General features: G+C 64.2%; 21 protein-coding genes and 2 pseudogenes. 10 read left to right on the top strand and 13 right to left on the bottom strand.

Annotated features, from left to right (window positions below):
- Positions 1 to 160 precede the first annotated feature (160 nt).
- Positions 161 to 1,057, bottom strand: coding sequence for an EamA family transporter RarD (rarD, locus tag E5790_RS09825; RefSeq protein ID WP_014645638.1), 897 nt, complete (start codon positions 1,055 to 1,057; stop codon positions 161 to 163).
- Entirely contained in the window at positions 1,054 to 1,959 is a 906-nt protein-coding gene (gene yedA / locus E5790_RS09820; protein ID WP_049441840.1) for a drug/metabolite exporter YedA, read from the bottom strand. The genes rarD and yedA overlap by 4 nt, the downstream gene beginning before the upstream one ends.
- A 223-nt stretch (positions 1,960 to 2,182) precedes the next feature.
- Between yedA and E5790_RS09815 the strand changes: the two genes are divergently transcribed.
- Positions 2,183 to 3,517 carry an MFS transporter gene (locus tag E5790_RS09815; protein ID WP_014645636.1) on the top strand — a complete coding sequence of 445 codons (1,335 nt, stop codon included), beginning with the start codon at positions 2,183 to 2,185 and terminating at the stop codon, positions 3,515 to 3,517.
- 67 nt (positions 3,518 to 3,584) lie between these two features.
- Positions 3,585 to 3,881 (top strand): hypothetical protein, encoded by a 297-nt coding sequence (locus E5790_RS09810; RefSeq protein ID WP_014645635.1) that lies wholly within the window; start codon positions 3,585 to 3,587, stop codon positions 3,879 to 3,881.
- Positions 3,882 to 4,047: 166 nt separating this feature from the next.
- Here E5790_RS09810 and E5790_RS09805 read toward each other — a convergent pair.
- The 4 genes and pseudogenes from E5790_RS09805 to E5790_RS09790 all read right to left on the bottom strand — a co-directional run bounded on the left by E5790_RS09805 (position 4,048) and on the right by E5790_RS09790 (position 8,741).
- Positions 4,048 to 5,702 (bottom strand): annotated as a pseudogene (locus tag E5790_RS09805) (M28 family metallopeptidase).
- A gap of 105 nt (positions 5,703 to 5,807) precedes the next feature.
- A complete protein-coding gene (locus tag E5790_RS09800) occupies positions 5,808 to 6,740 on the bottom strand; it encodes an MBL fold metallo-hydrolase (RefSeq protein ID WP_014645633.1) in 933 nt (310 codons plus the stop codon).
- A gap of 204 nt (positions 6,741 to 6,944) precedes the next feature.
- Entirely contained in the window at positions 6,945 to 7,241 is a 297-nt protein-coding gene (locus tag E5790_RS09795; RefSeq protein WP_032956243.1) for a hypothetical protein, read from the bottom strand.
- A gap of 204 nt (positions 7,242 to 7,445) precedes the next feature.
- Complete coding sequence (locus tag E5790_RS09790) at positions 7,446 to 8,741, bottom strand: tryptophan--tRNA ligase (RefSeq protein WP_014645631.1); 1,296 nt, start codon at positions 8,739 to 8,741, stop codon at positions 7,446 to 7,448.
- A gap of 108 nt (positions 8,742 to 8,849) precedes the next feature.
- Here E5790_RS09790 and E5790_RS09785 point away from each other — a divergent pair, with 108 nt between their 5' ends.
- Positions 8,850 to 9,656, top strand: a complete 807-nt coding sequence (locus E5790_RS09785) for a hypothetical protein (protein ID WP_111206483.1) — start codon at positions 8,850 to 8,852, stop codon at positions 9,654 to 9,656.
- Positions 9,657 to 9,729: 73 nt separating this feature from the next.
- Here the strand turns inward: E5790_RS09785 and E5790_RS09780 are convergent, their stop codons facing one another.
- The 3 genes from E5790_RS09780 to rocF all read right to left on the bottom strand — a co-directional run bounded on the left by E5790_RS09780 (position 9,730) and on the right by rocF (position 11,372).
- Positions 9,730 to 9,951 (bottom strand): CsbD family protein, encoded by a 222-nt coding sequence (locus E5790_RS09780; RefSeq protein ID WP_004153772.1) that lies wholly within the window; start codon positions 9,949 to 9,951, stop codon positions 9,730 to 9,732.
- Between the two features lie 202 nt (positions 9,952 to 10,153).
- The gene (locus tag E5790_RS09775) at positions 10,154 to 10,291 is read right to left on the bottom strand and encodes an entericidin A/B family lipoprotein (RefSeq protein ID WP_014035659.1); all 138 of its coding nucleotides are present in this window, start codon (positions 10,289 to 10,291) and stop codon (positions 10,154 to 10,156) included.
- Between the two features lie 160 nt (positions 10,292 to 10,451).
- Positions 10,452 to 11,372, bottom strand: coding sequence for an arginase (gene rocF, locus E5790_RS09770; RefSeq protein WP_111206485.1), 921 nt, complete (start codon positions 11,370 to 11,372; stop codon positions 10,452 to 10,454).
- A 274-nt stretch (positions 11,373 to 11,646) separates the two neighbouring features.
- Between rocF and E5790_RS09765 the strand changes: the two genes are divergently transcribed.
- The 4 genes from E5790_RS09765 to E5790_RS09750 all read left to right on the top strand — a co-directional run bounded on the left by E5790_RS09765 (position 11,647) and on the right by E5790_RS09750 (position 13,859).
- Complete coding sequence (locus E5790_RS09765) at positions 11,647 to 12,096, top strand: hypothetical protein (RefSeq protein WP_046428110.1); 450 nt, start codon at positions 11,647 to 11,649, stop codon at positions 12,094 to 12,096.
- Between the two features lie 179 nt (positions 12,097 to 12,275).
- Entirely contained in the window at positions 12,276 to 13,031 is a 756-nt protein-coding gene (locus E5790_RS09760) for an SGNH/GDSL hydrolase family protein (protein WP_111206487.1), read from the top strand.
- Positions 13,032 to 13,183: 152 nt separating this feature from the next.
- Positions 13,184 to 13,423, top strand: coding sequence for a hypothetical protein (locus E5790_RS09755; protein ID WP_229653733.1), 240 nt, complete (start codon positions 13,184 to 13,186; stop codon positions 13,421 to 13,423).
- Positions 13,424 to 13,511: 88 nt separating this feature from the next.
- The gene (locus tag E5790_RS09750) at positions 13,512 to 13,859 is read left to right on the top strand and encodes a hypothetical protein (protein ID WP_111206489.1); all 348 of its coding nucleotides are present in this window, start codon (positions 13,512 to 13,514) and stop codon (positions 13,857 to 13,859) included.
- 24 nt (positions 13,860 to 13,883) lie between these two features.
- Here the strand turns inward: E5790_RS09750 and E5790_RS09745 are convergent, their stop codons facing one another.
- Complete coding sequence (locus tag E5790_RS09745; RefSeq protein ID WP_111206490.1) at positions 13,884 to 14,654, bottom strand: DUF3011 domain-containing protein; 771 nt, start codon at positions 14,652 to 14,654, stop codon at positions 13,884 to 13,886.
- Between the two features lie 570 nt (positions 14,655 to 15,224).
- On the opposite strand from E5790_RS09745, the pseudogene E5790_RS09740 reads away from it, so the two are divergent.
- Both E5790_RS09740 and E5790_RS09735 read left to right on the top strand, forming a co-directional pair.
- Positions 15,225 to 15,631, top strand: a pseudogene (locus tag E5790_RS09740) (hypothetical protein).
- Entirely contained in the window at positions 15,631 to 16,041 is a 411-nt protein-coding gene (locus tag E5790_RS09735; protein WP_229653732.1) for a hypothetical protein, read from the top strand. Before E5790_RS09740 ends, E5790_RS09735 begins: the two are co-directional and overlap by 1 nt.
- Positions 16,042 to 16,092: 51 nt before the next feature.
- Here the strand turns inward: E5790_RS09735 and E5790_RS09730 are convergent, their stop codons facing one another.
- A complete protein-coding gene (locus E5790_RS09730; protein WP_111206494.1) occupies positions 16,093 to 16,395 on the bottom strand; it encodes an addiction module antidote protein in 303 nt (100 codons plus the stop codon).
- A 147-nt stretch (positions 16,396 to 16,542) separates the two neighbouring features.
- Between E5790_RS09730 and E5790_RS09725 the strand changes: the two genes are divergently transcribed.
- Positions 16,543 to 17,514, top strand: coding sequence for a type I restriction enzyme HsdR N-terminal domain-containing protein (locus E5790_RS09725; RefSeq protein ID WP_168708237.1), 972 nt, complete (start codon positions 16,543 to 16,545; stop codon positions 17,512 to 17,514).
- 105 nt (positions 17,515 to 17,619) lie between these two features.
- Here E5790_RS09725 and E5790_RS09720 read toward each other — a convergent pair whose 3' ends face one another.
- Together E5790_RS09720 and E5790_RS09715 are read right to left on the bottom strand one after the other, a co-directional pair.
- The gene (locus E5790_RS09720) at positions 17,620 to 18,501 is read right to left on the bottom strand and encodes a hypothetical protein (RefSeq protein WP_111206498.1); all 882 of its coding nucleotides are present in this window, start codon (positions 18,499 to 18,501) and stop codon (positions 17,620 to 17,622) included.
- A gap of 107 nt (positions 18,502 to 18,608) precedes the next feature.
- Positions 18,609 to 20,282, bottom strand: coding sequence for a protein kinase family protein (locus tag E5790_RS09715; RefSeq protein WP_111206499.1), 1,674 nt, complete (start codon positions 20,280 to 20,282; stop codon positions 18,609 to 18,611).
- Position 20,283 lies beyond the last annotated feature (1 nt).

The raw sequence follows: 20,283 nt of genomic DNA, 5'->3' as shown, positions 1-20,283 counted from the left end.
GACGGAAGCAGAACGGCGCCCCTCGGGGCGCCGTTCTTTTTTGGGTGGAAGCGGGTCGGATCCCTTCGCCCTGCGAAGGGCTCTGACCCCCCGCGACGGATAGAACAGGGTCAGAGCCCTCCGCGTTGCGGAGGGATCCGACCCCGCAGCCCCGCCGGCGCTAGCGCTTGGCGCGCATCGTGCGGATGTTGTCGCCGACGAACAGGATCAGGCCGGCCCAGATCGCGGCAAAACCGATCGCCTTGGCGGTATCGAACGCTTCGTGGAAGAAGAACACGCCCAGCAGCAGCTGCAGGCTCGGTGCGATGTACTGCAGGATGCCGACCAGCGACAGTGGAATGCGCTTCACGCCGTAGGCAAAGCCGATAAGCGGTACGGCGGTGACTGCGCCACCGAAGATCAGCAGCAGGTCGTTGCGCCAGCCCCAGCCATGGAAGAACGCACCGCCATGGCCGTTTTCCGCCCAGATCGCGAAGGCCAGCGCCGGCAGGAACAGGTACATGCTTTCCACGCCCAGGCCGGCCACCGGGTCGACCGAGACCAGCTTGCGCAACAGCCCATACAGGCCGAACGAACAAGCCAGGCCGAGCGCGATCCACGGCGGTGTGCCGGCGTCGATGGTCAGCCAGGCCACGCCCACCGCCGCCATCGCCACCGCCACCCATTGCAGGCGGCGCAGGCGTTCCTTCAGCACCAGCACGCCCAGCAGCACGTTCACCAGCGGGTTGATGAAGTAGCCCAGGCTGGTCTCGATGACATGGCCGGCGTTGACCGCCCAGATGTACAGGCCCCAGTTGAAGGCGATGGTCAGGCTCGACACCAGCAGGATCGGCAGCGCGCGCGGCTGCGCGGCGATCTTCTGCCACCAGCCCAGGCGCGAGCTGATCAGCAGCCAGCCCAGCACCAGCACGGTGCTCCAGATGATGCGGTGGGCGATGATCTGGAACGAAGGCACCTCGTTGAGCAGGTGCCAGTACACCGGCACCAGGCCCCAGATCACGAAGGTGGACGCGGTGACCAGCAGGCCCCGGCGTTGTTCTTTCTCGTCCATGCTCATCTCTTTCGCGTCCTTGCCATCGTCAGTACCACCACACCCAGGAGAATCACCGCCATCGCCAGCAGGTCGCGCCAGCCGAAGCGTTCACCGTTGAGCAGCGCGCCGAGCAGCACCGCGATCACCGGGTTGACGTACGCATAGCTGCCGGCCAGCGCCGGACGCACGTTCTGCAGCAGCCACACGTAGGCAGTGAACGCGACGATGGAGCCGAACACGCACAGGTACGCCATCGCCAGCAGGCCACCGGTATCGGGCAGCGTGCTCGGGCGCTCGCCGACCGCCAGGCCGATCAGCACCAGCAGCACGCCACCGCAGATCATCTGCCCGGCCGCGGTCATGAACGGGCCCGGCAGGTCCAGCCCGCGTGCCCACACCGAACCGAAGGCCCAGCCGATCGGCGCGATCAGCAGCAGCACCAGCCCGGTCGGCGAGGCGGTCAGGCTGCTGCCGGCATTGAGCCAGACCACACCGAGGAAGCCGATGGCGATGCCCAGCCACTCACCGCGGCTGGCATGCTGCCCGCGCAGCGCCGAGAACAGCGCCATCCACAGTGGCACCGAGGCCACCGCGGTGGCGGCCAGGCCCGAGGACACCTCACGCTCGGCCAGCACCACCATGCCGTTGCCCAGCACCAGCATGGTCACGCCCATGATGACCAGGTTGCGCCATTGCCGCAGGGTCGGGTTCGGCAGCTTCCAGAACAGGCGCAGCGCCAGGAACATCAGGCCGCCGGCAATGATGAAGCGGCTGCCGGAGACCATCGTCAGCGGCAGTGCGCCGCCGTGCAGGGCCTTGGCGATGCCCAGGTAGGTCGAGCCCCAGACCACGTAGACCAGCAGCAGTGCCAGCGCGACAAGGCCACCCCGGGGGGCAGCCGCAGACGAAGAGGGGGGAACCGACATGACACACCAGGGAGCCGGGGGAAGGCGGATTCTAGGACGTTTTGAGTATGGTCCGGGACCCCATACGGTGGCACGCTGTCATCCATCCATGCACCCTGCTCTGGTCTGCTACCCCGTGTTGACGGTCGATGCAGTACCAAGAGGGCTGCCCGGCCGCGCCGCCCCAAGGCCGGGCGCCGTTTTCCCTGCGCACGGACGCGCCGCATCGAGGATTCCCACCCAGATGAGCACCACGCCCCAACCTGCTGTCCCCGCGAACGACCGCGCCGCCCTGCGGCGGTCGATCTCCAACACCCTCAAAGGCTCCGCCGGCAACCTGGTGGAGTGGTACGACGTCTACGTGTACTCGGTGTTCGCCGTGTACTTCGAATCGCAGTTCTTCTCGCCCGACGACAAGAACTCCACGATGTACGTGTGGGCGATCTTCGCCGCGACCTTCCTGATGCGCCCGATCGGCGCCTGGTTCTTCGGCCGCTTCGCCGACCGCCATGGCCGCCGCCTGGCGCTGACCGTCTCGGTCACGCTGATGGCGCTGTGCTCGTTCCTGATCGCCATCACCCCCACCGCCGCCAGCATCGGCATCTGGGCCGCGGTCATCCTGCTGTTCGCACGGCTGCTGCAGGGCTTCGCCACCGGTGGCGAGTACGGCGCCAGCGCCACCTACATGTCCGAAGCCGCCATTCCCGGCCGCCGCGGCTTCCTGTCGTCCTTCCACTACGTCACCCTGGTTGGCGGCCACGTGCTGGCCCAGCTGACCCTGCTGCTGATGCTGACCTTCTGGGGCAAGCCGGAAATCTCCGAGTGGGGCTGGCGCATCGCCTTCGGCATCGGCGGCATCGCCGCGGTGGTGGTGTTCTGGCTGCGCCGTGGCATGGACGAGTCGCTGTCGGAGTCGTCCATCGAGGCCGCGCGCGAGGGCAAGGCGCAGAAGTCCGGCTCGATGTACGAGCTGTTCGTGCACCAGTGGCGACCGCTGCTGCTGTGCTTCCTGATCACCGCCGGCGGCACCGTGGCCTTCTACACCTACTCGGTGAACGGCCCGAAGATGATCCAGAGCGCCTTCGCCGGCAACGATCCGATGACCGGCACCCTGATCAACCTGGGCGTGCTGGCCTTCCTGATGGTGCTGCAGCCGGTCGGTGGCTGGCTGTCGGACATCATCGGCCGCAAGACCCTGCTGGTGTTCTTCGGCGTCGGCGGCGTGCTGTACAGCTGGTACCTGATCACCCAGCTGCCGCACCAGCATGACGCCACCCTTGCCTTCCTGACCCTGGCGCTGGCGTTCGTCATCCTCACCGGCTACACCTCCATCAACGCGGTGGTGAAGGCCGAACTGTTCCCCACCCACGTGCGTGCACTGGGCGTGGGCCTGGGCTATGCGCTGGCCAACTCGCTGTTCGGCGGCACCGCCCCGCTGCTGTACCAGGGCGCGCTGAAGACCGGCCACGTCGATTGGTTCGCCCTCTACGTGACTGCCACGATCGCGGTATCGTTGGTGGTCTATGTGTTCTTCCTCACCAACAAGGGCCCGAACTGGCTCGACGGCACCCGCAAGTAAGCGCGTTGCCCTGATCGCGGCCACCGGTGCAATGCCGGTGGCCGCTGCGTCTCCCGCTCCTCCACTGATGTGGATCGCGGTGACGCTGGCCGCAGCCACGGCACTGGCCTGGCTGCTGCGCCGCCCCAGCGCACAGGCCGCATGGCCACGCATCGGTTTCGGGATCGCCCTGCTGCTGTTCTGCGCCGCACTGGCGCTGCAGCTGGCAGTGGACCTGGGCAGCGGCCACAGCTCGCTGCAACTGCGCCTGCATCGCGGCGTCAACGGCGGATCGCTGGTCGGCCTGCGCACGATGGTGGCGTGCTATCTGGCAGCGCTCGCCGCCAGCGGCTGGGGCGCGTGGAAGCTGCTGCGCCGGCGCTGACGAACACCCGGTCGTGCCGCCCGCTGGCCGACACCTCCACATTCTTTCGGTCGTGCCGGCCGCTGGCCGGCAACTCAACATTCCTTTGGTAGTGCCGGCCGCTGGCCGGCAACCTCATGAACCTCCGGGAAGAGCAGGGACTTGCCGGCCAGCGGCCGGCACCACCTCAGCGGCGGGCCGCTTCGCTCTTGTCGCGCGCGCCGCGGAACTCCGATTCCTTTTCCCACGTCGGCCAGCGGCGGCTGTTGGCCAGCTCCGCGCCCAGATCGTAGACCAGCAGGGTATCGGCAGCGTGGCCGCTCGGGTCCCAGCGCGGCGTCCAGGCATCGCAGGCCTGGTGGTAGCAATCGGCGAAGTACTTCTCGCGCAGCGCGCGGCCGGCTTCAACCCCACCGTCCAGCTTGTCCAGGCCCGGGCCGATGGTGATTGCCGGCACGCCCAGGCGGGCGAAGGCGAAGTGGTCAGCGCGGTAGAAGAAGCCCGCTTCCAGGTTCGGGTCCGGGCTGTAGCTGCGGCCACGGGCCTTGGCCACGCGTTCCAAGTCGCCTTCCAGCGAGACCCGGCCCTTGCCCCACGACGCGATGTCGCGGGTCGGGCCATCCGGGCTGAACATCTCGATGTTCAGCACCGCGGCGGTCTTGTCCAGCGGCGCCAGCGGGTGCGCGGCGTAGTAGCTGGCGCCCAGCAGGCCCTTCTCTTCGGCGGTCAGCGCCACGAAGTACAGCGTGCGCTGCGGCTGCGGGCCGGCGGCGAACACCCGGCCCAGTTCCAGCACCGTGGCCACGCCGGTGGCGTTGTCGATCGCACCGCGGCGGATGCGGTCGCCCTTGGCGTCGGGCTGGCCGATACCGAAGGCATCCCAGTGCGCAGAGAAGATCACCGCCTCGTCGCCATGCTCGCCACCGGGCAGCTTGGCCACCACGTTGCGGGTCACCACCTGCTCGCGCTTCAGCGCGAAGTCCACGCTCAGCTTGGCGTTGTCCAGTGCCACAGGACGGAAGTCGGCGCGCATCGCCTTGCGCTTCTCGGCATCGAAGTCGAGGCCGGCGTCGGCGAAAATCGCCTCGGCCAGCTCGCGCTGCATCCAGCCACGCAGCGGCGTGTGCTGCGCCATCGCCTCGTCCTGGCCGCGCTCGATGTCGAACAGCGGCGATGTGCCCGAGCTCTTCACCGTGGCCCAGCCGTAGGCGGCCGGCGCGGTCTCGTGCACGATCAGCACGCCTTCGGCACCACGGCGTGCGGCTTCCTCGAACTTGTAGGTCCAGCGGCCGTAGTAGGTCACCGCCTTGCCGTCGAATGCGCCCGGTGCATCGGCTTCGAAATCGGCATCGTTGATCAGTACCACGGCGATCTTGCCGTGCAGGTCCACGTCCTTGTAGTCGTTCCACTGGCGTTCCGGCGCATCGATGCCATAGCCGACGAACACCAGCGGCGCATTCCTGATCTGCACGCGCTTGCGCGGCTGCAGGCTCTGCAGGGTCACGTCCACGCCATTGGCCAGCGCACGCTTGCCCTGCTTCAGCGACAGGCTGGCCTTGGCCGGGCCGTCCAGCTGCGCGCGCGCACCAACGGGACCGGCTGCACCCAGCTGCCATCCACGCCGCCGGGCTGCAGGCCGTAGCTGCGGAACTGCTCGATCAGGTACTGCACCGTGCGCTCTTCACCCTCGGTGGCCGGCGCGCGGCCTTCGAATTCATCCGACGCCAGAACGCGCACATGGCGCGACAGCGCCTGCGGATCGATGCCGCCACCCGGCAGGTCGTTGGCCGCATGGGCAAGGCCACCGACGAACAGGCAGGACGACAGCAGCAACACGCGCATCGGATTCACGGCAGTACCACGGCTAGCTTGGAAGTCACCAGAGTGTAACGTGGTCGTGACATCACGGCGCGGCTTGGGCCTGCGTCATCCACGCAGGGCGTGGATCTACCTGCTGATGCGATCCAGCCAGCAGGCCAGGCCCTGTGCGTTGAGCTCGATATCCATCGCCAGCACGGTGGTCACTGCCGCATCGTCCAGCGCACAGCCATGCAGCTGTGCACGTTCCAGATACAGCGCCTGCAACGCGGCCAACAGGCAACGATGGCGGTCCGGTCGACCGTCGCACTGGCGGCCAATGGCGGCCATCGCATCGATCTGCTCGAACAGGTCGCCGGCCAGTTTCTCCACCTGTTCCACACGACCGTAGTGGGTCAGGTACATCGCCTGCGGGCCGTAGCCCAGCATGCGCTGGATCGAGGCCTTCATCGCCTCCGGGTCGAACTGCACCGGCGAGGAGGTCGGGAAGATGAAAGCGCCCTGCGCGCTGTCCAGCTCGCGGTAGGAGATACCGAAGGTATCGCCGGTGAACCAGCTGCGGCTGCGCGCATCCCATACGCAATAGTGGTGCAGCGCGTGACCCGGCGTGTGCAGCAGCACCAGCTCGCGGCCGGCCAGATCGATGCGGTGGCCGTCTTCGGCCACCACCACGCGCGACTCCGGAATCGCCTCGATGCGGCCATAGCTGCGCGCGATCTCGTCGGCGCCATACACCGCCGTGGCACCGGCGATCAGCCGGGTCGGGTCGATCATGTGCGGCGCACCGCGCGGGTGCAGCACCGCCTTTGCGTTGGGCAGCTGCTGCATCAGCAGGCCGGCGCCGCCGGCGTGGTCCAGGTGCACGTGCGTGAGCAGCAACCAGTCCACCGCTTCCACGCCCAGGCCGGCATCCGCCAGCGCCTGCAGCATCGCCGGCACCGACAGGCCGGTGCCGCAGTCGACAAACGCGGCGCGGCCGTTTTCAACGATCAGGTAAGCCGCGTCGAAGTCCGGGCGCTGGAAGCCGGTATCGATGGTGTGGATGCTGGGGTCGGCGGTCATCGGCACGCACCTGGCAGGATCGGGAACAGACGCCCATGGTAGGCGCGCAGGCGGCCCGGGTTCGATGCGGCTTTGGTCGGAGTCCAGATTCCGTAGAGCCGAGCCCATGCTCGGCTGCCTTTCTGCCAGACATCAGCCGAGCATGGGCTCGGCTCTACAGAGGGCGCGTGCAGTCGAGCATGGCTCGACTCTGCAAAGGCGGGGTTACCGGTCCAGCCAGCGCGGTCGCAGCAGCAACGCCAGCACCAGCACCGCCAGGAACGCGCCGTAGGCGTACAGCACCGCCAGCACCTGCGGCCAGATCGGGCCGGCGCCGGGTTGCACCACGCCGATGCGGTAGCCCCACAGCATCGACACAATGCTCAGCGCGAACGCCAATACCAGGGTGGTGCCATCGAACAGGCGCCGCCGCGCGGTACGCGGCTGGCGCGGGAACAGCCAGTACAGGCTGCCCAGCAGCAGGAACCAGGGCAGGAACAGCAGCAGCGACAACCAGGCCATCGCAGACTCCATGTCATCGCGCCGGCGGCGCGCGGACATCATGCCATGGGTGCTGTGCCACGGTCGTGCCGGCGGGGGGCTTCCCTGTAGAGCCGAGCCCATGCTCGGCTGCGTTGCTACCCAGCCGAGCACGGGCTCGGCTCCACAGGGGCGGAGCAAAGTCGAGCATGGCTCGACTCTACAAAGGGCAGGCAGGCCCGGCGATCAGGCCGCTTCGCGCAGCACGGCCAGTGCGGCCAGCACGGCGTCCACCTCGGCGTCCAGCTTGAACAGCTCGCTCTGCAGCTGGTCGCCCTGCTCGGCCTGCTTGATCACGGCAATCAGCTGGCCGGCATCACGCGGCGAATCGAAGCCTTCGCTCTGGATCAGCAGCGTGCCGTCGCCGGCGGTCAGCTTGAAGTAGAACCGGCCGTCCTTCTCGCGGTACTGCTTGAACTGCGGCGGCGCCACGCGGGCCACGCCGGCATCTTCGCTGGCGATGTTGCCCGCCGTGGACAGGTCGCGCAGGCCCACGGCGTGGCGCAGTTCTTCCAGCAGCGGTGCCGCCAACTGCTCGCGCAGCTGCTGCCCACGGCGCTTGAGCAGCGCTTCGATCTTCTCCGGCTCGGCCATCAGCGCGTTGTAGCGCTCGCGCAGCGGCGACAGTTCACTGTCGATGCGCTCGAACAGCTGCTGCTTGGCGTCGCCCCAGCTGATGCCGGCAGCGAACGCCTTGGCGAACTCTGCGGTCTGTTCCGGCGTGGCGAACGCCTGGTACATCTGGAACAGCGCCGAGCCTTCGGTGTCCTTCGGCTCACCCGGTGCGCGCGAGTCGGTCAGGATAGAGAACACCAGCTTCTTCAGCTCCTCGCGCGGCACGAACAGCGGAATGGTGTTGTGGTAGCTCTTGCTCATCTTGCGGCCATCCAGGCCGGCCAGCGTCGCCACCTGCTCATCGATCACCACGTCCGGCAGCGGGAAGTACTCCTTGCCGTACACGTGGTTGAAGCGCTGGGCGAAATCGCGCGCCATCTCGATGTGCTGGATCTGGTCACGGCCCACCGGCACCTGGTTGGCCTTGAAGATCAGGATGTCGGCGGCCATCAGCACCGGGTACATGAACAGGCCGGCGCTGACGCCTGCGTCCTCGTCCACGCCTTCCTCGCGGTTCTTGTCCACTGCCGCCTTGTAGGCGTGCGCCCGGTTGAGGATGCCCTTGCTGGCGATGGCGGTCAGGAACCACATCAGCTCGGTGGTCTCGCGGATGTCGCTCTGGCGGTAGAACCACACGTGTTCCGGGTCCAGGCCGCAGGCCAGCCAGCTGGCCGCGATCTCCAGGGTCGCGCGCTGGGTGCGCTGCGGGTCCTGCGACTTGATCAGGCTGTGCAGGTCGGCCAGGAAGAAGAAGCTCTCGATCCCCGGCGCGCGGCTGGCGGCGATGGCCGGACGGATGGCGCCAACGTAGTTGCCCAGGTGGGGCGTGCCGGAGGGGGTGATGCCGGTAAGGACTCGGGTCGTCATGACTGCGTGGGGTAACCTTCGATGAACGGGGCCAGTTTACCTTGCACGCCACCAACCCCGTCAGGGCCTGCGGCGCGTTCATTCACCCAACCCCGCTGGAGACGCCCGATGAAACGCCTGCTGCCCCTGCTGCTGATCCTGCCCCTGGCCGGCTTCCGCCCGGCGCCACCTCCGCCACCGGCCTACGAAGGCGGCCCGGTGCGCATGACCCTGGTCGACCGCGACCGTGGCACCGAACTGCGCAGCTACCCCGCCGACGGCCAGCGCTGGGTGGCCGGCGAGCGCGGCCACCGCTACGCCGTGCGCCTGTACAACGACAGCCCGCGCCGGGTGCTGGTGGTGCTGTCGGTGGACGGCGTCAACGCCATCTCCGGCGAGGATGCCGATCCCTCGCAGACCGGCTACGTGCTCAACCCCGGCCAGCGCGCCGACATCACCGGCTGGCGCAAGAGCCAGGACGAAGTGGCGCAGTTCGTGTTCAGCAGCCCCAGCGGCAGCTATGCCAGCCGCACCGGCCGCCCGGACAACATCGGCGTTGTGGGCGTGGCGGTGTTCGAAGAGGCACGTCGCTGGCGCCCTGAGCCGATCCTGCGCCGTGGCCTGCCGCTGCCGGCCCCGGCGGCCGAAGCGGCGGCCGATGCCAGTGCCAGTGCCAGTGCCAGCCGCATCGAAGGCTACGCCAGCAAGTCGCAGGCCCCAGCGCTGGGTACCGCCCATGGTGCGCGCGAGCAGTCCTCGGTGCGCGATACCGACTTCGAGCGCGCCAGCCGCAGCCCCGCACAGGTATTGCAGCTGCGCTACGACAGCGCCCGCAACCTGCGTGCGCGCGGCATTCTGGTGGATTCGCCCTCGCGCCTGCCGCGCGAACCGCAGGCGTTCCCCAACCGCTACGTGCCGGACCCGCCGGCGCGCTGATCGTCCCGCGCAGACAACACGACGCCCGCAACCTCACGGTGCGGGCGTCGTGTTGTGGGGGAAACCGAAGCGCTTACTTGTAGTCCGGGTAGTCCTTGCTCACCGCGTCCTGGAACTCGCGCACTTCCTTCTCCGCGCGGTCCTTGGCCCAGCCATAACGTTCCTGCAGGCGGCCGGCCAGATACTCGGCATTGCCTTCGGCCACATCGAAGTCGTCGTTGGTCAGATCGCCCCACTTGGCCTGGGCCTTGCCCTTCAGCTGCGACCACTTGCCGGAAATGATGTCTTTGTTCATTGCTGGGAGTCCTTGGTTGCAACGGCGTTCTTACCGTGGCTACAGCTTCGCGCAGCGGCTGTTGAGTACCGGTCAACCGGCAATGAAATACATGCTCACCTGCTTGAATGGTTCACTCCGCTTCGACGGCCATGCGGCAAAGAGCGCGCACAAAAAAGGCCGGGAAGATTCCCGGCCTTTTCGCTTCCAATCCGCGGCGGGCTCACTTGCCCTTGGCGGCGTCCTCAACTTTTTCACCGGCCTTCTGCACGTCCTTGCCGGCACCGGCAACGGTATTGCAACCGGCCAGCAGGGCCACCGAGAACATCGACAACAGCATCAGGGCAACTACGCGCTTCATGGGCTTCTCCTTGGGTTCGCCGCTACACCGCTTCATTCGCGGATGGGGTTCTGTCGCTCGGCGGGAGGGCACACTGCCACCGCCGCCGCGTGAAGTGCAATCTGGCGGCAGCGGCGTGGAGCGGGTGTGAACGGATCGGCGATCCGTTCAGGCCAGGCCCTCAGTCGCGCATCAGGGTAGACTTGCCGAACAGGCTTTCGACCAGGTCCACGGCCAGTTCGGCGGTGGCATTCTGCTTGTCCAGCAAGGGGTTGAGCTCGACGATGTCCAGCGATCCCATGCGCCCGGTGTCGGCGATCATCTCCATCACCAGCTGCGCCTCGCGGTAGTTCACCCCACCCGGCACCGTGGTGCCCACGCCCGGCGCGATGCTCGGGTCGAGGAAGTCCACGTCGAAGCTGACATGCAGGTGGGTGTTCTCATCGATGCCGGCCAGCGCCGCCTCCACCGCGCGCTTCATGCCGTTCTCATCGATGTAGCGCATGTCGTACACATCCACCTTGTGGGTCTTGATCAGGCGCTTCTCCTCCGGGTCCACCGAGCGGATGCCGATCTGGTGCATCTGCGCCGGGGTGATCGCCGGTGCGCTGCCGCCCAGGTGGGTCAGCGCCTCCGGGCCGAGGCCGCACAGGCAGGCCACCGGCATGCCGTGGATGTTGCCCGACGGGGTGACATCGCTGGTGTTGAAATCCGAGTGCGCATCCAGCCACAGCACGCGCAGGGTCTTGCCCTGCTCGCGGCACCAGCGCGCGACGGCGGTGATCGAACCGATCCCCAGGCAGTGGTCGCCGCCGAGCATGATGGGCATGCGGCCGGCCTGCAGCTCGGCGTAGCTGGCTTCCATCAGTGCATGGTTCCACGCCACCACTTCATCCAGATGGCGGTAGCCTTCCACCGGCGCGGTCCACGGGTTGCGCGGGCCATCCAGATTGCCCACGTCACGGACGTCCACACCACGTGCTTCCAGCGCCTCCGGCAGGCCCGCCACGCGCAGCGCCTCCGGCCCCAGCCGTGCACCGCGATGGCCCGCACCGACGTCGGTGGGAACGCCAATCAGGGATACGGAGATGGTATGGGCCATGGGTGCCTCCTGCGGTGGGAAAAAAGAAGCACAGTCTAGCCAGAGCTGTGTGACACCACTCGCGGCGGTGCAGCAGGGCAATACCCGGATCGCCGCGAGCACAAAGGCGCCCCGGTCAGGCATTCCAGTGCTGAGCGGTCAGAAATCCGCCCTTCCTTGATCCACTTCACACCCGAGTCGGCATCGCCTCTTACCCACGGCGGTCCTTGTGTCCAACCTGCGTCGGCACCCGGACGGTGCGACTTCATTTCCCCAACCCTGGAGAACGACGCACATGAAACATGCACTCAATGGATTTGCGGTACTGGCAATTGCCCTGGGCGGACTGTTTCCGGCAGCTGCCAATGCCTCCTCGCAACGCATCACGCATACGGTGACCACCGACGCGTATCCCATGCAGACGGCGAGCGCACGCCAGGTGCTCGACTGGGTGGCGCAGCGGGTAAAGCCGTCGTTCGCCCCGCAGGGCTACGGCAACGTACAGGTGGAACGGCGTGCATTCTCGGTGGGGCGCGCGTCTGCACGCGCGGATGAATCGATTCCGGGAAAGCTGCCGGAGCAGGGCATTCCCGGTGAGATCTACCGGGTGGAAAACCTGCTTCCCGACGGCTCCCTGCAGACGTGGGAATTCACCTGGGTGGAACCCTCGTCCGGCCATGGCGGCGGCTGGGATGTCACCGGGTACACCTACAAGAAGGGAAATGACCCGGTAAACCAGCAGTAGCGGGACGCTGCCCTGCCCCGCCCCTGGCACGACGCCGCGGAATCTCGGCAAATCGGCGTCAGGCGCGCGGCAAGCAGGCCCCCGAACAATCGCGAGGACCTGCTGCAGCCTGTGGCTTGACGACCGATCAGGAACGAATCGGTACCGATAGCGGCATTCGGGAGGGGTAGAATCCGTCCATGATCTTCATACTCCGACTAGCACGACTGGCCGCCGTTTCGCCCCTCCTTGTCGCCTGCTCTGCGCCCGTCACTACTGCAGATGCTGCGGCTCCGGTTGATGCGACAACGAAGCAGATCCTCATCGAGGAATATGGCGACTCCACGACCGTAGGCTACACCGCCACGCCTTCCGGAACGATCATCGCCGCGATGAATCAGCCCAACACACTGCAGCGTTTGCTGCGGACAGAGTACGGTGATCGTGTCGTTGTGAAGAACGAAGGGATTGGCGGAATTCAATCCTCAGATGCGCTGAACGGGACCGACGGAATTCACCAGTCGTGGGAGTCTGTCATGGCGAAATCCCATGCCCAGATCGTGACTCTGAACTTTGGGCTTGGCGATGCCTATCTGTTCTCCCGTCCAGAGTCTGGGAAGATCTCCGCATCACCACAGGAATACAAGCGCGTGATGGGCGAGCTGGTTCGTATTGCAAGAGAACATGGCAAAACCGTGGTGATCTACGAGCCCAATCCATCGTGCCACCCCGCCCGAGAAACAGGGATGCCGTACTACGTGATGCATCTCGATCAGTTGGGCCACGAGATGAACATACCAATAGCTTCCCAATTCTGGGCATTGCTTGCCACGCCCAATTGGCGAGAGCTGCTGTCTGACTGTACACACCCTACTCCCGAGCTCTACCAGCTGAAAGGTGAGAACGCGTACAAGGTGCTTCGACCAATCGTGAAGCAGATCATCGACGCCAGCTGACATCCTATGCAATCGGAGAATGCTGTAAGTCCCAGGTTTCAACCGAACCTGAGCGCAACCTCCGTCAAGTCCACAATGAAGATAGCGGTGGTTCGCGGCCCCATCGTTACGCCGCCGACCGGGAACGTGTTGGGGGTTACGACGACGTACAGGTGGAACGGCGCGCGTTCTCCGTAGGGCGCGCGTCTGCACGCGCGGATGAATCGATTTCGGGAAAGCTGCCGGAGCAGGGCATTACCGGTGAAATCTACCGGGTGGAAAACCTGCTTCCCGACGGCTCCCTGCAGACGTGGGAATTCACCTGGGTGGAACCCTCGTCCGGCCATGGCGGCGGCTGGGATGTCACCGGGTACACCTACAAGAAGGGAAATGACCCGGTAAACCCGCGCTGACCTCCGTCCTGGCGTGCCGCAGCGGTGCAGCAGTGAAACGGCATGGCATGATGCCGCACTGACCTGCCGCCTTTCATGGAAGATTGTGATGTCGCCCTTTATCAACACCGCCTGGCCACGCTTCTTCATCGTCGCGCTGCCCATCGCTTTTTTTGCGGTTCTGTTGAACAGCTTGATCGATGCGTCGCCGAACGGCTGGCTGATGCAGGCGGCGCTGCTGCTGACGCCATTCTCGCTTCTGCTGTTCTTGGCGTTCGGTTGGCAGCGTCTGCGCAAGGCGCACGCTGAGTATCCGATTCTGACAAGCGAACTGGACCGCATGTTGGCGGCGTTGATCGGCAACGTTAAGGTGGCCGCGGCGTGGTTCGGCCTGACCGTCATTGGTGTGTTCACCCTGATACTGGCATGGGTGCTACTGCGAACACCAGGCGGCTGACGGAGGCCCCCGCCCACGGCGAACTCAACCGCCGCGGCGACGAACCGGCGTCAGGCTCTGCACCTGGCCGTTGTTGCGCATCATGCACAAGAAGCGGCCATCGGGGTAATCGATGATCAGTTCCTGGTAGTCGCTACCCACCGGCATCCGGGTCACCAGCGTGCCCTGCGCGCCCTTGCGCAAATTGCAGGAGCCCAGCGCGGTATCACCCGCCGGCGCGCTGTACGCCACCTTGGACACATTGCGGAACACCGCCCGGCACCCGCCGTTCACCCATACCGAGTGCCGCGACAGGCCCCAGTTCTGCCCTTGTTCGCAGCGGGTGTGGCTCAGCTGGCGCACCACCTCCACGTTGCCGCGCGTATCCATCTCGCACGACACCTGCTGTTGGTCGGTGGATTCGCAGGTCACCTCGCGCGGCAGCGCCGCATCGCTGTCGTCATCGTGGCGACGGCGATCGCGATGCTCTTCCCGCGCCGGCGTTCCGCTGGCACTGACCTGGCAGATGCCATTGGCGCCGCCACGGCCGGTGTAGCTGATCTGCGGCGTGCCATCCTCGCTGCTGCTGATCGACAACGTGATGCCGCTATTGGCATCGCGTGCTTCGACGTAGCGGTCGTTGAAGCGCTTGAGCGCCGCCTCGCGGCCCTGCACGTAGACGGGGCCGCCTTCGTCGGCGTGCACATCGACACCGCCCGGGCAGCTGGCGTTGAAGAACGGCACCGCGGCCATGGCCGGGGCCACGAAAGCGGTGGACACCAGTGCGACGGTGAGCGACAGGGCATGGCGACGCATGTGCGGATCCCGAAGGGGCCCAGGTGGGCGTGTAGCCGCAGTATGCGGTGGGCGCTGCGGGCGGTCCGTGAGGAATATCAAGATCCGGGTAGCGCGCGTGGGGATTCACGCCTGGTATCGTTGCCTTGGTGCCTTACCGAGGCTGTTAAGCCAGCTTTACGTCGCACAGTGGCGCGGCCCGGATGGCCGATGATGACGGCACTGCGCGATATGTCGCTTCTGGCATTGCAATGCTCGAAACAGGCCAAACGCGATAATTCATTTTTCCTTTCAGATCACCCGATGCCATCAAAACAAACGACTGGCAGGCGGGGATTTCGCGTGCGCATGATGAATCGCCACCTGCAAAAGGTGGTCGGGACTTCCAAGCCCGTGTTGTCAACGATGTATACGCTTGCCAGCCGGCGTCGTCCTTTCAGGGGCGGCGCCGGCTGGCAATCCGTTAGCCGATCGACGGCGGGCGGTGCGTGGGGGCCTCGTGCCAGCCGATTCGTTGACCCGGTCTTGGAAGCCACGCATCGCCCGCCACCCTCTTCGGGTGGCACCTCTGTTGCCGACGAGGACGCCCGCATGCCCAAGACCCATCACCCGTACCTGAGCGCCACCCTTGGCGAGGCCGCGCTGCGCCTGCCACCCGAACTGGCGCAGCCGTTGGAAGCCGCTTTCGCCGCTGCGAACGAAGCCCCCGCACCGATCAATCTGCCCGGCTGCCTGCAGCGCATCCAGGCCGGTGACGCCGCCGATGGACAGCCGTGGCCGGGCCCGCCAGCACACCCGGCCAAGCCGTGGCCGCCGCTCGCCGGGACCGCGCTGCGGTGGGTCTGGTGTCGTTGTTGGAGCTATATCACGCCGCCGAACGCGTGCGCGTGGACGGGGAAGAGAAAGACGATATCGGCGACGGTGTGCGCGAGGGGCTGATGCTGGCCTGCCGGGGGCTGGCGGAGTATGTGGCGCTGCAGGTGGGTGGGGCTCAGTAATGCAGAACATTGAGATCCCCAATGCACAGGTTCACAACGTCACTGCCCAGGCTAGCGAATCAGGCAGACCCGCTGCTGGAATGAGCACACCCTATCCAAACCTGAAGCCTGTTCTCGTTGAGCTGCGGCTGGACGAAGTGGATTCGCGCGGCGGCGCTGTTGCCGAGATGATCGCCTCCACCGCGCGCCCCATGGCGCTTTCGATAAGCCCTGAACTTATGTGGTACGGCTTCGTCTTGAATGACTGCGGCATCACCCGGATCACGCCGGGAACGCTGGCACACTGCACGATCTCATTCATCAACCACGACGGTGCGAAAGAGGTATTCCCCTGTGGCACGGTGGCCGCCTTCGGAGACGGATCGTCGACAAGAGGGTTGATCCGCATCATTCGGTTTGATTTAGGCTGATCGCACCAGACTTCTTGAGGCGGCGGAAGTGGAGCGCAGTGCCTTGATGCCTCACACGGCACTGGCATGCAGGCGCACACCCAAAGCGCGGGTCACCTTCAGGATGGTGGCGAAATCAGGGCTGCGCTCGCCGGACAGTGCGCGGTAAAGACTCTCGCGCGACAGGCCCGCCGCGCGCGCAGCCTTGCTCATACCCTGAGCGCGCGCGATGTCGCCGAGCGCCTTGGCGATGAACGCGGAATCGCCGTCGCTTTCCTCGATGCAGGCGTCGAGATAGGCTGCCATTTCTTCGGGTGTCCGAAGGTGTTCGGCCACATCAAATGCTTTGAGTTCGACTTTTTTCTTAGTGGCCATGATGGAATAGCTCCAGTACTTCGGTATTGACTCGTTTCGACTACAGCCGGTTCGACGCTCACAGGGCACGTGCAATCACCACTTGGCATGCCACAAGACGGTCTCAATGTCCGCTTCCGGCCAAGAGCAGACTCTCCCAGCTATCGGATGAGCTCTCGCATCAGGTCACAAAAGGGCTATTCCATCGCCAGGGCCGGAGACCGGACCAGCAAATATCGGACCGGTTCGGCGGCTGAGGCGAGCCTGCCCAATCTGCTTGCATTGCAAGGATCCGGGCAAGAAGCCAATATGCAGAAGTCATCCGAGCAAGGAGCTGAGGACGTGCTGAAGATCCCCAAGAAGGTAATGGAAAGGTGGCCTGCGGCGGTGAAGTCTCTGGTAACAGTAGCGGTATCCCACAAGACGAGAGATGTTTCCGAAGCTGACACGGTAACTCTAGTCAAGGACATGCTCGCCGAGATCTTCGGCTATGACAAATACAACGAGCTGACTGGAGAGCAACAGATAAGGGGTACGTTCTGCGATCTTGCCGTAAAGATCGACGGCAAGATCCGCGTGCTGATCGAGGTGAAAGCTGCGGCGATCGCTCTAAACGAGACTCATCTACGCCAAGCAGTAAATTACGGCGCCCATGAGGGCATCGAGTGGATTGTGCTCACCAATGCACTTGAGTGGCGACTCTACAGGATCAAGTTTGGCCAGCCCATTGACTACGAGCTGGTTTCATCTCTGTGCATTGCCGACGTAAACCTAAAGAACGAAGAAGACCAACGCCGACTCTTCCTTCTTTGCAGAGAAGGCATCACATCAGATGCAATGGGCTTGTACCATCAGCACATCTCTGTGCTCAACAAATTCACCGTCGCCCAAGTTGTGCTCGGCGAGCCCGTTGTCTCCGTCATTCGCCGGGAGCTTCGTCGCCTTTTCCCAGAACTTAAGATTGAATCGGAGGCGATTGTTGAACTTCTCAACAATGAAATCCTGAAGCGTGAAGTGCTGGATGGAGAGAAGGTTAAGGACGCCCAACAGCGAATTCGACGAGCGGCGTCTAAGAACGCCAAGGCCCAGGCGAAGAAAGATGCTTCGTCAAGTGCCGCCCCGGCCTCAGTCGAGACATAGGACCGACCGTAGAGCCTTGCTAAGCTCCATTCAGTAGGGTGCGATCGGCTCAGCCAGGCCGATCGCGCGAGATGGAGCTCCCAGCGTTCCCCCAGCCCATAGGCCTCACCGGATTCCAATTGCTCCCATTAGGCCGACAAGCTGGGGAACATAGCTAGAAAGCACGCCACCAGCTGCTCCCTCCAGAACCGCTCGTAGCGATTTCAGAGACTCCTCCACGACTCCCCGCTTGGGAGACTCGGACTGGAGTTGAATCAGAAGCGTGTCAATGTCCACGGCTACTTGAGCCGGGACACCGTCGAATGTGGCGTGATCTTTGATCTGCTCCAAGAGGGATACAAGCTCGTCGCGCCTCTCCATCATCTGGTACGACTGCTGCCCTGCAGACAGCTGCTGAAGCTGCGAGTTGTGCATCGTGCCAATGTTGTTGGTGATGTTTGTAACATGCTGGGCAGCCCTTACATCGGTAGGGCTGAAGCTCATACCGTCACCAACTACTCCTGCGGACTCAAGATCGAGCGCCCACTGGAGAACGCGGTTTCGGACGGTGTCCAAGACACCGTGGAAAACACTTTTAGAGATAAAGAGCGAAGGCTGCATTTGCACTTCCATATGCTTCAGGAAGTAAGCCGTGACCTTTGGTGGAAAGCTGAAGCGAAGCTCGTCCTCCGCTCCTCTGAGAAGCGCCTCCACCTCTGCCACGCTGAATCCCATGGGTAGCCTACAGAACTTCTGCTCCATCTCCGCTGGCATGTTAAAAGGCAAGTAGCCATGATAGTGATTGTGTACCTGAGGGAGCCCACGCAGATCTCTATAGGCAGGCAGCTCAGCATCATCGGTGTAGCCTGAAAGCTCGGCCTTGATCCAAGCGGTGTCCTCACTGATCTTGAGCTTGGTTGACACCACCAACGCCTTTCGAAGCAGGTCACTGACGCCGGTCTTAGGGTCTAGCGCGTCGCGCTGGATTTCCTGCACCAAACTGGACATACATCTCCCAAAATTTGTCTAGTGGGCTCGTTTGCTAGCAGCCACGTCTACGATCAAACCAACACATGCAAAAAAAGGCTGAAAGCCTCCTGTACCGTAGCCATCCTCTACCCTGCACACATCTTCAGCACCACTGCGAACAATGCGCCGGCTATTACGACTGGCCAGCACCCGGCGTTGGATGAGACAGGCCTGGGAGGAGCGCCCCCGGGGACGGGTGGTCGATGTGGTGGCCTCGGGGGGGGAGTCGTTGACTGCCGCTGCATTCCCCCTACGATCGCTTGATTCCGACTCTGAGATGGCGACGGATTCGGGCTTGGCTGAGGGAGCGGTCCAGGGCTTGGCACCGCTCCGCCCATCCCCTTGATGATGTTGGCATTTGGGCTGTTTGCTTGCGTCGTGACACCGCCCAAGGCAGCTCTAACAGGCTTCCCTGCTACCAGAAGCCGGAACCTTGCATCCTTCTCGACAAGTGTTTGTATCTGACCAGGAGAAGTAATCGTAATCGACAGGTGGGTATAGCTAATCGACCGAGAACTGTTCTTGACGCGAACACTGTTGCTGTAAGGCGGATCAACTAGGCCCATTACCGAAACCCAGCGCCCAACCCAGGATGCATCGGGCATGCCGGTCTTGATGGCGTCTATCCCGTCGGACCAGATCGACAGCTTCACCGCCAGCCCTCGCCAGTCAGCGAAGTTCACGAAGATGTATGGCTTGCCGTTCCTGGCACGGCCACGCCTTACCTCCTGGACGCGCCCGACGAGCTCCACTCGATTGCCGACCTGCAGCAGTACCTGTCCGTAGTTGGCGGCGTCAGCGACCACATAGGGGCCCTGATAGGTTAGTACTCTGGGCGCCGCGCTGATCGAAATCGGCCCCGCCGGTATACCATTCCCCTTAAGGAACTCGGCTAGCGAAGGAACATTCGAAAAGGGAGCTGCAGCAACTTTGGCTAAATTTTCCACATGAACGCGAGCGCCAGGAATGGCCACAGCACTCTGGAAGGACGTGGATTGGGTCGGGTCCAGAAAATCGTTGCGGCGGAATACGACAGCGCTTGGCTCAGATTTAGTAGACGCCCACATCGTCGGAGCCGCAATTAGAACCTGCAGCGCCACATCCAGCGTCAAGAAGGAGAAACGATCCAACGTGGGACCGAAATCGTTCGCCGAACGCTGCGGGTGCTGGAAGTTGAGCTGGCCCAGCTCGGTCGCCTTTGCTCCCGTAAGTGATTCCACATACAGGCCGTCGTAGTCAATCAGCTGAACAGTGCCGCCATCAGCACTGACCATCAGGTTCTCTGGCTGGATGTCTCCATGAGCAACATTATTCTGCTCTAGGTAAGCAGCCAATGACATCAAAGCAGCCCGCAGCCTAGTCAGCGCCGCCTTGTCAGCGTGCTTCGCCTCAAGAAACTCAGCCAACGTGCTCCCGCTGGCCCACGCCATCTTGACGGTAGGGTAGGTGCCCCCCTGAATCCGGATGCCCGCAGGATTGAACTCAAAATTTAGGAAGTACGGACTATTAAGCTGCTTCAGTCTTGACGAGATCGCCTGATAGCGATGCTCCAGCTCACGAGATTCTTTGTGGAAACAACGCAAAGCATATTTTTTGGAGCCTACCGTCACCTCGTACGTCAGCGCGAACCCGCCGCACAGCGCCAAGGGCAGACCGAGACCAGTGGTTCTCAGCGCACCGCGCTTGAGCTCAGGATCCAGTAGCACCAGCTGAGGGGACTGCAGTGCCTCGTTGTACTGCTCTAAGGACGGGTAGGCCATG

The sequence above is a fragment of the Stenotrophomonas sp. PAMC25021 genome (assembly GCF_004795795.1).
Taxonomy (GTDB): domain Bacteria; phylum Pseudomonadota; class Gammaproteobacteria; order Xanthomonadales; family Xanthomonadaceae; genus Stenotrophomonas; species Stenotrophomonas muris.
Note: the sequence above shows the minus strand (reverse complement) of the source record. Positions and strands in the feature narration are given on the sequence as shown.